General features: G+C 37.6%; 7 protein-coding genes. 1 reads left to right on the top strand and 6 read right to left on the bottom strand.

Features of this window, described 5'->3' with window-relative positions; translation table 11 throughout:
- Window positions 1-13 precede the first annotated feature (13 nt).
- The 4 genes from BZG01_RS12490 to BZG01_RS12475 form a co-directional block, all read right to left on the bottom strand.
- A complete protein-coding gene (locus tag BZG01_RS12490; protein WP_101310177.1) occupies window positions 14-1,603 on the bottom strand; it encodes a RagB/SusD family nutrient uptake outer membrane protein in 1,590 nt (529 codons plus the stop codon).
- A gap of 63 nt (window positions 1,604-1,666) precedes the next feature.
- Entirely contained in the window at window positions 1,667-4,609 is a 2,943-nt protein-coding gene (locus tag BZG01_RS12485) for a SusC/RagA family TonB-linked outer membrane protein (RefSeq protein WP_101310176.1), read from the bottom strand.
- A 415-nt stretch (window positions 4,610-5,024) separates the two neighbouring features.
- Complete coding sequence (locus BZG01_RS12480; RefSeq protein ID WP_245870360.1) at window positions 5,025-7,412, bottom strand: glycoside hydrolase family 2 protein; 2,388 nt, start codon at window positions 7,410-7,412, stop codon at window positions 5,025-5,027.
- A 25-nt stretch (window positions 7,413-7,437) separates the two neighbouring features.
- Entirely contained in the window at window positions 7,438-8,652 is a 1,215-nt protein-coding gene (locus BZG01_RS12475; protein ID WP_101310174.1) for a glycoside hydrolase family 53 protein, read from the bottom strand.
- Window positions 8,653-9,133: 481 nt separating this feature from the next.
- Between BZG01_RS12475 and BZG01_RS12470 the strand changes: the two genes are divergently transcribed.
- A complete protein-coding gene (locus BZG01_RS12470; protein ID WP_180327302.1) occupies window positions 9,134-13,123 on the top strand; it encodes a two-component regulator propeller domain-containing protein in 3,990 nt (1,329 codons plus the stop codon).
- Between the two features lie 463 nt (window positions 13,124-13,586).
- On the opposite strand, the gene BZG01_RS12465 is transcribed toward BZG01_RS12470, so the two are convergent.
- A complete protein-coding gene (locus BZG01_RS12465) occupies window positions 13,587-15,020 on the bottom strand; it encodes an OmpA family protein (protein ID WP_101310172.1) in 1,434 nt (477 codons plus the stop codon).
- 68 nt (window positions 15,021-15,088) lie between these two features.
- Window positions 15,089-16,325 (bottom strand): T9SS type A sorting domain-containing protein (locus tag BZG01_RS12460; RefSeq protein WP_143470903.1); only part of this gene is annotated, 1,237 nt, incomplete at its 5' end.

Raw genomic sequence — 16,325 nt, 5'->3', positions numbered from 1 at the left:
CTTATTCTGTTTTTTAATAATCACCGTTAGATAAATTTGGGTTGGCAGAAAGCTCGGCACTTGGAATCGGATAGATATTGTACTTATCATCCACAGCCTTTCCATCTTTAACTCCACCTTTCCATTGCCAGATGTATTTATTACTGGTAAAACATCCGAATCGCACTAAATCAGTTCTGCGAACACATTCCCAGTAAAGCTCCCTGGCTCTTTCATCAAGGAAAAATTTATAAGGAATACCGTCGGTAGTTGCAAGCAATTCACTTTCGCTCACCGAGGCTGCATTTCTATGACTTCTTAAATCATTTACATAGCTTAATGCGGTAGTCATATCGTTCCCTGAACGAGCCGCAGACTCGGCATACATCAGGTAAGCATCAGCCAGACGAAACATTGGGAAATCGGTATTTACTCCATCACTGGTGGTATTTGTAGCGGCCTCTCCGGCATCGGTTAAGTTACTCCATTTTTGAACAAAGTAACCTCCGGTTCTATCGTCTATTCCATTATCCATGTACTGATTTTGTCCATCGGTATAAAATAGGGCCCGGTTGTCATTGTCCAGATCAAAAAGAGCAGGAACTTCGCCTCTGATTCGAAACATGCTCCAGGCAAGCGTACAACCTACCTCTGAGGCCGCAGCGCCATAGTCCGTATCTACTTCCCCACAAACCAAATAAGTAGTGGCTCCCCATGACAATACACTTGTACCATCAACTACTAAAGGGAAAATTATTTCATTACCTCTACCTACACGCAAATGATTATCGCCGTTAAACAATTTGCCATAATCAGCTTCCAAAGCATAACCTTCATCAATCACTTTTTGGCTGTAAATCATACAAGAGTCGTTTTTTACTCCTGCATCATATACTTCAGCATTCAGGTACAGTCTTGACAACAGCATCCAAGCGGCAGCCCGAGGTGCATGCCCATATTCGCAGGCATCTACATCAAGCATACCTTCGCTGCAATCTTTTAATTCGGTAACCAAAAAATTAAATAATTTAGCTGCCTTTATCTCTTCAGGCAATTTAGAACTACCAATTACCGATTCATCGGCAAAAGGAACATCGTGAAACAAATCCATTGCATGAGAGTAAGCCATAGCCCGAAGAAACCGTGCTTCTTCGCGATATAATTTGATTTCCGCCTGCTCCTCTTCGGTGAAAGATGCTATTTTACTATCAACAGCATTCTTCAAAAACTCGTTGCAAAGTGATATGGAATAATAACATCTGTAATACATATCGGCCACCCAAGGATCATTGGCATCCCAGCTTAAAAAGCTTAAATCACCAATATTATCACCTTCTATCCAGGTTGAGCCCAGTTCATCTGTTCCTGCTTCCTGTACATTAAAATAACAACGCATATAATCGTAGCCATTATTACTGCTAAGATCTGCATCACCCCCTCCTTTTTCCTGACCGGCTGTAACAAATGATGAATAACATTTAGCCAGTGCCGAAATATAGTTCGCCGGATCTGAATAAACCGTTTTTGAGGTTTCTTCAACATTCGGATATTGATTTAATTCATCCGTACATGCGGTATGAAGTAAAACAACTGTTACCAAGAATATATTGATTATTTTTTTCATAATTTCAGTCTCAAAATTTCAGTATTTTTAAATTCGTTTGCTGCTTTCACCTTAGGGCTTATTTTAAAAATCGATACCTAAGCTTAGAGAAAAAATTCTCGGACGAGGATAGAAAGACTGGTCTATCCCTCCTGAAATCTCCGGGTCGACACCTGAATATTTGGTGATTGTGAATACATTTTGAACCATTGCAGTCATATTCAGGTTAAACAAATTCTTTACCCTTCCAAAATTATATCCTAACGAAATATTATCCATCTTAATAAAAGACGCATTTTCCACATAATAATCAGATAAATACTGACGACTTTGGAAACCTGTATCTAAATAGCTTTTATGAAGATTATTTAACTGAGACGAATTATACGACATGGTTCCATATGCCCCTGCATTCATAGACAGTCCGTTGTATACATAGTTGTTAATACTGGAACGAAGACTTGTGCTCAAATTCCATTTTTTATAGCGCAATGATGTACTGAAACCTAAGATATAATCAGGCGATGGCGAGTGATAACGGTATAAATCGCTCGAATTAATAGTTCCATCATTGTTTAAATCGGCATAAGCACCTTCAATTGGTTTTCCTGTTTCGTCGTACAACTGATGATATACGTAAAACATATTTGGCGAATAACCTTCCGTTAACACCTGAAAATAGTAGCTGTCAATAGTTGATCCTACTGAAGTATTAGAAATCTCTGATCCGGGTATTATGGATAAGTTTTTAATGGTTTGCTCCTGCCAGCTTGCATTAAAACTAAAATCCCAGGTCCAGTCTTCGTTATCTACAGGAGTAACATTAATTGATAACTCAACTCCTTTACTATCCACATTGCCCACATTGGTCAATATTCTTTTATCGAAGTTAGTTCCGGCAGCCGAAGGAACAGTGGCTAACAAATCTTCTGTTTTACGTGTATAATACTCTACAGATCCTGATAAACGATTGTTAAAGAACCCAAAATCCATTCCATAATTATACGCTTTTGTCAACTCCCATTTTAAATCGGACACATAGGCTTCAGGACGATAAGTATTAACCGTTGAATTGCCAAAAATATACTGAGCGCCATTCTGACTAATGGTATAAACAGGTAAATAGGCGTAGTTCCCAATTCCTTCCTGTTGTCCGGTGATACCGAAGCTGGTTCTCAATTTCAAATTGCTTAGAAAATCAATCCCTTGGAGAAAAGACTCCTCGGATAATCGCCAGGCCAATGCAACAGATGGAAAAGTACCCCAACGGTTATCACTGCTAAAACGGGAAGTTCCATCCTGACGAACAGTAGCCGTCAACATGTATTTTGACTGTAAAGAATAGTTTACTCTTCCGTAGTAAGAAATTAAAGCATGACGTTGGTCATCGGCAGCCACAGAACTTTGCGACACATCAAGTGTATTTGTTTCTTCGTAAGCATTGGTGGTATTCTTCCAAGTCTGATAATCGTACCCCAATGTTACATCTACCTTACTCTGTATGCTTTCAAATTCTTTTTTGTAGTTCAGATAAGTCGTAATTAATTTGTTTTCCTTTTTTTGAGGTCCATACGTATAATCGCGCCCGTCTGTTACGTAAAATTGTGCTGCAGTTGAAGGAACATAAATTTCGCCTTCGCCTTTTGCATAATCGTAACCTAAAGTAGCGTGCAACCTAAGATCAGGAAGAAAATGGAGCTTGTAATCCAGATCCAAATTTCCGATTACACGGCTCACCGTACTGGTTGATGAATACTGATTCAATGTACCTAAGGGATTTAATACTGCTCCCGTTACCGGTTTCCCGTTTTCGTCAATGGCCTCGTTATAACCTCCAAAAACAGAGTTTCCTGAGTAAACAGGAATGGTCGGATTGTAGGTAGAAGCGCCCCATATTGCATCCGTATTGGCAAAATTATTTTTATTATAAGATCCTTTTAAACCCACATTCACCTTTAAATGATCCTCGAAAAAAGAGGGTGAAACAGAAAGGTTTCCAGTAGTTCTTTGTGCATTATCCGTTTTTAAAATACCATCCTGATCGTAGTAACCAGCCGAGAAACGATATGGAACATTTGCTAACGATCCTGATACACTTACATTGTTATCGGTTCCATATGCAAGTTGAAAAATCTCGTCATTCCAATCCGTTTCATTAGATCCCAACAGTGCATTTTGCGCATCACTACCCTCAACCTGAACTACATTACGAAATTCATTTGTTGATAACATATCAGCCAGTTTGGATTTGATTTGCAATGAATTGGTTGAGTTAAAATTAACTCTGATCTTATCTTTAGAACCTTTTTTAGTTGTGATGATGATTACCCCATTTGATGCTCTGGAACCATAAATGGCTGTTGATGATGCATCCTTTAGGACAGTCATGCTCTCAATATCATTAGGGTTAATCAAACTTAAAAAGTTACTGCTATTGCCACTGATACCTCCTGCTTCAAGAGGAACACCATCCAAAACAATTAAAGGATCGTTGCTGGCATTTAAAGAAGCTCCGCCACGAATCCGAATAGAACTACCCGATGTTGGAGAACCACTTCCTGAGATAATCTGCACGCCCGAAACCTTTCCGTTGATTAACTGCGCAGGAGAACTTACAATGCCTTGATTAAAATCCTTAGACGAAACGTTCGAAACAGCTCCGGTTAAATCGCCTTTCCTTTGCTCACCGTAACCTATAACTACCACTTCGTCCATATTCACCACATCTGATTGCAGCTTTATATTGTAATTTGCCTCGGGGCTTACAATTACTTCCTGGCTTAAGTAACCGATGAATGAAAACACCAACACCTCCGATTGATTCGCCTCAATGGTAAAGCTACCATCGAACATGGTAACACTCCCCCTTTGGGTTCCTTTTACTATCACTGTCGTTCCTGGAACAGGCTCATTCGTTTCGGCATCTACAACCAAGCCATTGATTTGAGTTTGTTGAGCGAAAGCACCCAGTCCACAGCACAAAAACAGAATGATTGAAACCAAACGTAGTTTAAAACTATTCTCCATGTCTTATTTTTATTAAAAGATTAACGAACTATTAGTTATGAAAACCTTTGCACTAACAGGGAAATTTACAATCCCCATTATGCTATTTTCCGTATAAAATTTCATTCGCTGAGAATCCTTACCCAGCAAAATCAGGTTAGTAAACAAATGATATACAAGAGGAGAGTCTCATTTATATCCATATAAAGAAATTCTTCTCATAAAATCATTTTACTATGACCAAGTTAAATGGTACTCCCAGTGATCTGTTTTTCCATTTGCAAATATGCCATTCGGGTAGTTTTAGGGATATGCTGTTCTGCATATCTTAAATTCTTGTTTTTTCATAGATTTTGATTTTAAGAATTACTATTTTATCATTTGAAACACCGCAGAAGGTTTGCATGCTACCCCTTCCGCGATATCTAATACATTGCTACTCTACATGCACTTCTAAAGTACCCTCCTGTAAACCATCCGAAACAGCTTTTAATTTAATATCTCCGGCCAGCTCTCCAGCCTTCAGCAAAACAGTTGCTATTCCGGCTTCGGCATTCATAGGATTAGAACCAATAACCTCTGCTCCTCCATCAACAAAAAATTGAACACTGTTTTCTGCCAAAGGAAGTATGTTGCCTTCTTTATCGACTACCGCTGCATATGCAAACACAAGGTCATTACACCCACTTGTTAATTTTTTACCACTCTCATCAATCCATAATTTCAAAGCAACAGCTTCGCCCGGAGTTTTCTGAACAGCTTCTGATACCACTTTGCCATCCACATATCCTTTTGCCACCAGTTCGCCTGGAGTAAATGACTTTAACTGAAAAGAAAACGGAGGATGATTTAAGTGTGTGCTGTTTTTATCCTGATCCGGCTTTTGTTTTCCTGCACTTTTGCCATTTACCCATAATTCCACTTCCTCACAATTGCTGTAAACCTTCACGTTTAAAAAGGATGGATCGTTGTAATAATTGGCAATAGCGACCATTGGTTCTGCAAATTGTTTCAATTTTGATTCTCCAATACTTGCCTGACTTTTGTAAAAATAATAGGCAAATTTAGGCAGACGGAAAATATCCATGATTCCAGAAGATTCAAGATCCGGTGCATAGCCACGATTGTAATCAAACATCAGCCAGTTGGCATCGCCAATCGCTTTCCCCTGTAGGTTACTATTGTGAGATTCCTGATAATTCAAAGCTTGCTGCGCCAATCGTTTTTGACCGGAACTTCTTAATTGTCTTGAGTTACGCTCCTCATCAGACAAATCCTGAAAGGCTTTTTGATTGAACCCGGCATTTTGGGCATAGTATTCCCAATCGCCATATTCAGCAATAAAAAACGGTTTGTCTTTTTCATACTTATTCCAATAATATGGAGGCTTAGCATGTTGACGGGCGGGATTAAAAACATCGTATGCAAAATCTTTCCATCCACAGGTATAAACATTAGTTCCAGGATATTCTTCGTGAACTGCCTCATGAGATTTCCCCATAAAATACTCATCCATAGCTGATTCATTCAAGGAAGACTCCCACAATATTACAGAAGGATGATTACGGTCAACCCGAACCATTTTACGTACGTCCTGAATTGCATTTTTCTGAAACTCCTCATCCCCAAAAAACTGCCAGCCAGGTATGGCATCCATAACCAATATTCCCAACTCATCGCAGGCATTTAAAAAGGACTGACTTTGAGGATAATGCGACAAACGCACAATATTGAAACCTGCCATTTTAATTTTCCAGGCATCTCTGTAATTGGCATTGTCTGAAATAGCATATCCCACATATGGATATTCCTGATGTCGGTTGGTTCCCCGCAAATTCAGCCTTTTTCCATTTATTGTAAACCCCTCTTTTGCTGTGATGCTAAATGTTCTGATTCCTATTTTTACATCTTTGGTCTCCAACTCCTCTCCCCTCAACAATACTTTAATTCTGAGAGTATAAAGAGACGGAGAACCAGGCGACCAAAGTTTTGGTTGTTTAACTTCTATATCCGTGTTTACTTTTGCTGTAGAATTGGCTTTTAGTGCTTGTTTTTGAGAAGAACTCCCAACTACTGCTTTAGTCTCATCAATTAATTCCAATTGAATTTCCACTTCTTTTTCAGTGGCTAAATCGTTTTTTACATCCACCTGAGCATGAACCTTAGCCGACTCTTCACTAACATTACTATAAGTTACAAATACACCTCCTGCAGCAATGTGATTCACCTCCATTTCGTTCGATATGTGCAAAGGATCTTTTACATCCAACCAAACATTGCGGTAAATTCCACTATAAGTATTGAAGTCAAGTACTTTTAATGATTTCCCCGGCGGAACAACAGGATTGTCTTCATTATTCAATTTCACAAGCAGACAATTTTCAACTCCAAACTCAACACTTTTTGTAATATCCACATAAAAAGGAAGATAACCTCCCAAATTAGTATAAAGCAGCTTACCATTCAGAAATACCTCTGCAACCTGCATAGCTCCTTCAAAATACAATCCCAAATGCTTCCCGGATAAATCTTTGGAAAGAGAAAAATATTTTCGGTAAAAACAAGTTCCCTGCCACTGATCGCCTTTAATCACCAAAGGTTCAATATTTGCAGTATGAGGCAAAGAAACTTTCTCCCATGAAAAATCCTTGTCTTTACGATTCATCAATTCATCAACCGATTTGTTTACATCTTTAACAAACTCCCATCCCTTATTAAAAGAATTTCTTCCTTTCACATACTCTCCCTTGTGTGTCTGTCCACACGACAAAAATCCCGCACAAAGAACTAATACAGGAACTATTTTCAACATAAATCTCCTCATCACCTTCAAATCTTATCAAATACTGTTACTTATTTTTTTTGTAGTCGTACGACATATAATCAATGCCATTTGTAAGGTTTCCCAACGAATCGAAAACCGTAGCATTATCCCATCCAGAACCTTTACCCCAAAGATCTTTCATATTAGAAGAAATCCATGCAGGCTCCCAATACATAACCCCTTTAGCACCTGCATCCATCATATTTTGCGTCAAATCAATCAGGAATGAACGTTGCCCTTCCACACTAATCGGATAGCCATCGATGGCACTTTCTTTCCCAAAAATGTTGGTGTAACTATCAACATCTTCAAGGGTATATGGATAGGCTGTTTCAAGAATCATCACATCCTTATTGATATCGGCACATAAATTTTTAACCACATTGGGTAAGTCCGAAAAAGAAACCTCAGTATGCCAGTGTGGATAGTATGAAAACCCGGCCACATCAAAACCGGTAACACCTGCTTTATTAATAATTCCTTTGTACCAAAAATCCAGATTTTTTGGATCTGCCACATGCAGCGCAACAATGGTTGACTTTCCTGTTTTGGCATCAATATCTCTTACTGCCTGTATTCCTGCATTTAACACCTTTCCCAAACTAGTCCAATTATCATCACAAATGGATAGTTTTGGGAAATTCTCATTCGTATCAGTATGCATTAATCCACAATTGGTTTCATTGCCTATCTGTACCATTTCCGGCAGCAAATTCTCTTTGTACAACTCGTTCAAAACCGAATAAGTATATTGGTAAACAGAATCCGAAAGCACATTGATGTCCGTGATATTCTCCCAAGCCTTAGGTACCGTCTGATGTCCGGGATCTGCCCATGTGTCGGAATAATGGAAATCAAGATTAACAGCCATGCCTTGTGCTTTCGCTCTGCGGATGGATTTTTTCACATCGTCAAAACCACTATACAAAGAGCTGTTCTCTCCGTAAACCTGGTAAATCCAATCGGGATTGTTCCAAATTCTAAGTCTCACCATATTGGCTCCATGTTCTTTAAATATCGAATAAACATCTTTCGCCTTCCCATCCTCTTTATACACTCCATCAAAATCTTCAATTTGATTTACATAGGAGAGATCAACTCCCATTACAAACTCTTTTACAGATTTTACTGCCAAATCAGAATTCTTACTTTCCTTATTTCCACCCTTGCTAACACAAGATTGGTTGATAAGCAGTATTAAAAAGAGTGCAAAGCTTTGCTTTATTACATTCATGGTCATATTCGATATTTTTTTAACATTTGAAATTGCCTTCACAAATAGCTGCAATAAAAGTAAGCAAGTATTAAATCCACCACTTTGTTAAGACATACCAATTGTTGTTCAAATCTTACTTTTTGCATAAAAGACCTAAAAACACGCCAGTCAATTATTTACTAAAACTTTTACGATTAGTTCATTTCTTACCAAAACTTGCAGGTATCATACACGATAGCTACTCTTAGTAAAATTTCAATATATTTACGATTAACTAATATCTCAACAGATCATGAGATATTAGATTGATTTGCAGTATGCTTATTTTCAAATCTTTATGCTGAGATATTTTTACACATAAACAACTCTGTAAATCAGACACTTACAAACTGTCAGATCTAAGTTATTACATTTACTTAAAGCATTCAGGGCATTTAATTTTTGATCAATACAAATGGTAAATTATACTCCAGATAAAAAAAAGCCTAAAACACAGGTCCAGTCCATGCTATTAAAACCAATGGCTGTATTGCTTTATGTGCTCCAATTTATGCCTGTGTATGCCATTGAAGTACCCTCTTTGTATTTTACCAATTTAAGACAAGAGGATGGACTCCCTTCAAACATCATCAGTTCGGTAGTTCAGGATCAGAAAGGTTTTATATGGATAGGCACAACAAACGGAGTGTGCAGGTACGATGGCTTTACAACTATTGTATTTAAAAATGACGGTTCTCCGAATTCCTTACCCACCAACAACATTAGCTCCTTACTAATCGATGACGATACGCTTTGGGTTGGAACCTGGAAAGGTTTGTGCAAAATAAATACCAAAACCCTGGAAATAAAAAGAGTGAACCTGGGGCCCGACATTACCATTCGATGCCTTTACAAATCGATGAATAACAGAATTTGGATTGGAACTTCAAACGGGCTTTTGGTTTACAACAAAGAGCTAAATAAATTCGATTTTTTTACGAATACTAACAGTGAATTAAGTCACTCTACAATACGATGTCTGCATGAAACAAAAGACGGTTCTTTATGGATTGGAACCTATAATCAACTGAACCGATTCAAAGATGGGAAATTTAAAGCCTTTAATTTAAAAGGGGATTATAAACCCTACTTAAAAAATAATCTGATCCTGGATATTTGTCCCTTCTCGGAAACGAACGATTCGATCCTTTATATTGGAACAGAAACCGGACTCGCCATTTTTAACACAAACAGTTTTAAACACAAATTGTATAACAGCTCGAATACAACCATCAGCAACGAAGTTGTTAAATGTATCCATACGGATGAAGATAAATTATGGCTAGGAACAGATTTTGGTTTGTCAATATTCGACATGAATCTGAAATGTATCAATACCTACTTCCACAATCCCATTATCAATCATAGTATTACCAACAATGTTGTGTGGGATATTTTTCGCGACTGCAACAATACATTATGGTTTTTAACATCCAATGGCATAAGCCTCATCAATAAAGAAAATCCTTTTTTCAAACTTCATGAAGAGTTCTATTCTGTAAACAATCAAAAAGCTGGAAATCAGATCCGGGATATACTTGTTACAAAAGATGAAACCATGTATATGGCAACCATTCACGGAGTAATTGTCCATAATCCCAACAGCAATAAAAAGACTTATTTTACTGCCAACAGCAAGGACAACCATAAATTATTACTCGATAATGCCTATGCTCTGGCAGAAGGTCCTTATGGTCGTATTTGGATTGGTACAGCAGGAGGAATTAATGTATGGGATCCAAAGCTGCAAGTAATGAAATCCATTAGTGCGAACAAAAGTAATGGCTTAACCTCAAATTACATCAGCTCTTTTGCCATCACGAAAGATGGTTCGGTATGGGTAAATGCCTGGGAAGGTGGTATTTTTAAACTCACCGGAAATATCAAAACTCTTGAAGCGATCCATTTTACCAAGCTTGAAGATTCTGCTCCTGATTTTATTTATGCCTGCAGTGATAATATTTACTATAGCAAGGCGAATAAGTTGTGGACAATAAATAATAACACTTTAACAACTGAACAAGTTGGTGAAGTTAACAGCTATCTTGAAAATCGGTACATCTCCTGCATGAACACATCAGAAAATGAATCGCTTTGGATAGCAACAGACAATCAATTGATCAACTACTCCCCAAAATTGGATAGTGTAGTTACCTATCCATTGAGCAATCCTGTGATCAGCGATCTCATAAGTATCGAAATAGATCAGAAAAATAATATCTGGATGGCCGGATTGACTTCAGTAATCAAATACGACAGCAGCAATGGAACTGTAATTTCCATGCCTCTAAATCCGCATTACCCTTTAAAAAACTTCTATTCTCAGTGCAGTGCAAGGTCAAACTCCGGCTACGTGTATTTTGGAGGCGACAACGGATACGTAGAAGTGAATACAAATATGGAAGATTTTCAACCGATCGATCCAAAATCTGTTATTTCCGGTATAAAAGTAGATAACGATCTGATTAACTCCCGCAATCATTCAAAACTATTAAAAAAAGACATTGCCTACACCCATAAAATAAGACTGAACTATTCGAACAATTCGGTCACATTTTTCTTCTCAACATTAAACTATTGGCTGCCCCAAAAGAGTCATTTCCGATACCGTCTCAGCAACTTGGATACAGACTGGCACAGTACTCAAAATGTTAATTTTGCAGCCTATTCGAACCTAAAACCAGGAAACTACAATTTAGAAGTTGAAGCCATCAATTATGCAGGTATTAAAAGCACAACAACAACCAAATTAGCTGTTGTTATTCTACCACCTTTATGGCTGAGCAATCCTTTTATAGCATTGTACCTGTTCCTGGGCACAGCATTAATTTATTTTGCTTTCCGACTCTATAATAAAAGACAAAATTTAAACAACCAATTGCGCATCGCCAATCTGGAAAAAATTCACTCTGAAGAAATACTGAATACAAAACAACAATTCTTCACCAACATATCACATGAATTCCGAACTCCGTTGAGTTTAATAACACCACCCATTCAACAGGTTCTAAAATCAGGCGCACTGCAAGGGAAAAACCTTGAAATGCTGAAGTTAGCTGAGAAAAATTCAAAACGTTTGCTGACCCTCATCAATCAGATTTTAGATTTCAGAAAATTGGAAAGCCAAACCATACCCTTACTTAAAAAGCACGTAGAATTAACAAGTTTCTGCGAGGAAATATTTGATTCGTTTAAAGATATGGCCTCGCGAAACGAAGTAAATTACACATTAACCTGTGATATTGCACCAATCAATGTAATTCTTGATAAAGAAAAAATTGAAGCCATTCTATACAATTTGCTAATCAATGCGTTTAAACATACTCCACCCGAAGGACGCATCGAAATGTCGGTTACCATTGTAAACAATGAGAATCGGAACAAAATAAGAATATCGGTATCGGATACAGGATCGGGCATATCTGCTGACGATATGGAGAAAATTTTTGATAATTTTTACCAGTCTGCCAACAATCCAGCCGATCAACAGGGAACAGGAATTGGCTTGTCCATGGCGAAACAATATGCCGCCTTACATCAGGGAAACATATCAGTGAAAAGTGAAAACGGATTGGGAAGCACGTTTACATTTACATTTCCGCTTGAAGAGGGAGAGCAGATCACAATAAAGCAAACACAACAGGTTACCGCAAGTACCGAGGCTGTAATTCCGAAACTATTGCCCCAAAGCAAAGGCTTAAAGCAGATATTAATTGTTGATGATAATCCTGACATTCTTGATTACATTGAAATGAACCTGGAAACAGAATACATCATTCATAAAGCAAGCAATGGTAGTAAAGGCTACGATTTAGCAGTAGAAATTAAGCCGGAAATCATTATTTCGGATATTATGATGCCGGTAATGGATGGAATTGAAATGTGCAAAAAAATAAAACAAAATACCGCTACAAAACAGATTCCCCTAATCCTGCTAACAGCAAAAACTCTCGACGTACAAAAAACCGAAGGTGTTGAAGTGGGTGCCAATATGTACATTACCAAACCATTCGATATCAATTACCTGAAAGCCTGCATCAACAATCTTTTAAGCCGGAAAGAACAACTGCATGATTTTATCAAAAAAGAATTGTTGATTCATCCACGTGAAGAAAATAATCCGGACAGAAATCAGGATGAACAATTTTTGAAAAAGGTAATGGAATTTATCTCTGAGAACATTAGTAATCCTGATTTATCCGTTGAAATGATCAGCTCAAAAATGAACCTTAGTTCCACGCATTTATACCGAAAACTAAAAGCCATAACCAACCAATCAACAAAAGACATCCTAAAAAACTACCGGCTTCAAAAAGCGGCTCAAATGATCAAAAACAACGAGGGGAACATTACCGAAATCATGTATAGTGTTGGATTTAACAGCCTCTCCAGTTTTTCAAAAAGCTTTAAAAGTATTTTTGGTGTTTCACCCAGCGAATACGGAAAGTTGGACTAAACAGGACTATTAAACGTGATAATGGGCTCTTCCAGTTTACTTATGGAAATGATATTTAACAATCTTAACATGATGAGAAATTGGGTGTATGCTTATAATAATGTATTTACCGATGCTTTAAACAGATGAAAAAAACAAGGAAATGTTACTGATTACCCAAGACCAATTCGTCTTAATCATTTGAAAAACGAATATCAACGAATATCGAATCGTTGGATCGAAAACGGTTTCTTCCTAAGACTCAAAGTAGTAAACTCCTACCATAACCTATCTCGATTATAAATTGTGTTATTCTAATCTAGAAAGAGAGTTTCATTCATTTGAGACTCTCTTTTTTTGAGCACATTTTAAAATATTGAAAAAGGGACGAGAAGTATCCGTTTGGGATTCTTAACGTGCTCATTACGAAAACAAAAAAGAGAGGCATAATCCCTCTCTCTCCTGCTCATCCAACAAAACCTCATTATTTAGAGATAACCTTTATTTCCACTCTTCTATTTTTCGCTCTGTTTTCTTCGGATGTATTTTCAAAAAGTGGTTCATTTAAACCCCTACTTTCTATTTCCATTTGAAAAGGAGGAACACCCAACTCAATTAATTTAGACTTTACATATTCTGCTCTTTTTAAACCAACTATCATATTTGTTTCATAATCTGCAATATTACATGTGTGTCCAATTATTTGCAACTGTATTTCCTGATTTTCTTTCAAGAGATTACTCAATATCTTGAAATTACTATCTTGCTCTTTTATAAGTTCTATAGAATTAAAACTAAACTCCAGATTCATAGAGTCTGATATTTGTCTTGCCTTTTCAATTGGTGTTTCTTCTTTATTAACTGAGGTTTTAATTTCTGATTTTACTGGTTCAATATCTAATTCTTCTTTTACCGAATCGGCGGATAGCAACAAACCGGAATGTTCTGTTGCTTGTACCTCGTTCATTGATCCTGTTTTTGCTGCTTCAATACCTAATTCTTCTTTTACCGAACCTGCTGGGAGCAACGGACCAGAATGTTCTGCTGTTTGTGCCTCGTTTATTGATCCTTTTTTCCTGCTAATACTGCGCCTTACCTTATTTATTCGGAAACGGACTCCAACTTTAAGTCCAAATGACAACAGATCAACCTTAGAAACCTGATCTGATGCTAAGATTCCATTGTAGACTCCGTCTGGCTGATAAACTATTTTTTTCTCAGGGCTTATTAAATTAGTAAAACCATAGTTACAATAACATCCTGCATACACATCTATTTTCTCAGATACTTGATAAAACCCATCCAATTCTGCAATCGCAGAATAAGATGGATTTAAAGATATGTCGCCTTTGTATTTAGTTGTAAGCGAGCCTAAACCATGTTGCGGCAAATCGTATAACTCTACATTCCACTGACTGTAATAGGCAGTGGTTACCATTTCACCTCCTGTTGTTTCATAAGCAGCCTGTGCAGGAATAGATATTTGAGCCCCTAACCCAGCTAAAATCCCAAACTTTTTCCCTAACATCTTTTGATACTGTATGGATAACGGAATGTCAACAAAATAAACATCTTGCTTTTCCTGCCAGTTATCAAACCTGTTACGAAACTCATACGAATCGCCATCAGAATCAATTTCGCTGGTACTCGACTGATAATTTAAGGTTGCCTCACTTCGACACTTCTGCATTCCAATACCTGTCTGCACTCCCCAATGTGAATTAAAAAAATAGCTGTAAGACAGATGGAAGCCATATCCAAACTGTCTTTTTACTTTCCCATTTTGAAGAGAATATTGCATACTATGCAGTCCACCACCCATATCAAGTGATAAAAACTGATCTGTTTTCTGGGCTTGAACAGATCCAAAAACAAAGAGGGAAAATCCAATTAGAACCTGTATTTTATATTTTTTCATTGATTGATTTCTTGAGTTTTCACGAATACTGTTGATTGTAATTTTTTTCTCATGATAAAATACACCTGCTATTTTTGAATAAGAATTTTAAATGAATACTTAGATCCCGTCTCAGTAGTGACATATCCAACATAAACTCCATTTTTCAATTGAAGCAGTAATACATTTTCTTTTATCACATCTTCAGTATAAAATACTTTTGCTCCAAACGAATTGAATATTGACAATTGACTTCCCAATAATTCGTCTTCGTCAAAACCATTCATACGAACAGTACATTTACTATTACTACTTACCGGATTAGGATAAACACTAATTGATTTATTTAATGGAATATTGAATTCCTTTGAGCAGGTTGTCAAATGCTGTCCGTCAATAGTTATTAAATCCAAAGAATACGAACCAATCAGACCATCAGGATCATTATAGAATTGATTAACAGCACCCGGAACCGCAACTCCATCTTTATACCACTGATAAGCTACAAATCGTTCACTGCTGTTGTCACACAGCACCACATCATCATACTTCGAAATAATATATTCTGCTGATACATTTACGATAAACTGAAATTTATAAGCCACAGACTCTATCCCAAAGTTATTTCTCAATTGCAGATTCCCTTCATACAAACCATCCGAAACCCCAACAGGAACTGCAAATTGAAACACTCCTGAATCCGATAAAATATCAGTATAATCTATATCATGAAATCCTGCAGCACTCGCTGATTCTCCGAATATGATCCTATATTGACTTGGATTCCCAATTAAATCGGTGTATGCAAGTTCAACCTCAGTATCATCACAAAGACTCAATGGATTATCAACATCATTTACCAGATTTAAAGTGATTTCAGTTGATTCGGAATCATCAATTACGCCATCTCCATTGGTATCTCCGGCTATTTCTGGATCAGTGATAACACCATCTCCATCAGTGTCTCCCGCTATTTCCGGATCTGTGATAACACCATCGCCGTCTGTGTCTCCGGCTATTTCCGGATCTGTGATAACACCATCTCCATCAGTGTCTCCCGCTATTTCCGGATCTGTGATCACACCATCGCCGTCTGTGTCTCCCGCTATTTCCGGATCAGTGATAACACCATCGCCGTCTGTGTCTCCGGCTATTTCCGGATCTGTGATAACACCATCTCCATCGGTGTCTCCGGCAAGTTCCGGATCTGTGATAACACCATCGCCGTCAGTGTCTCCGGCTATTTCCGGATCTGTGATAACACCATCGCCGTCTGTATCTCCTGCAATCTCAGGATCTGTGATAACACCATCTCCGTCAGTGTCT

Source organism: Labilibaculum manganireducens (assembly GCF_002843385.1).
Classification (GTDB): domain Bacteria; phylum Bacteroidota; class Bacteroidia; order Bacteroidales; family Marinifilaceae; genus Labilibaculum; species Labilibaculum manganireducens.
This window is presented reverse-complemented; position numbering and strand designations above follow the sequence as displayed.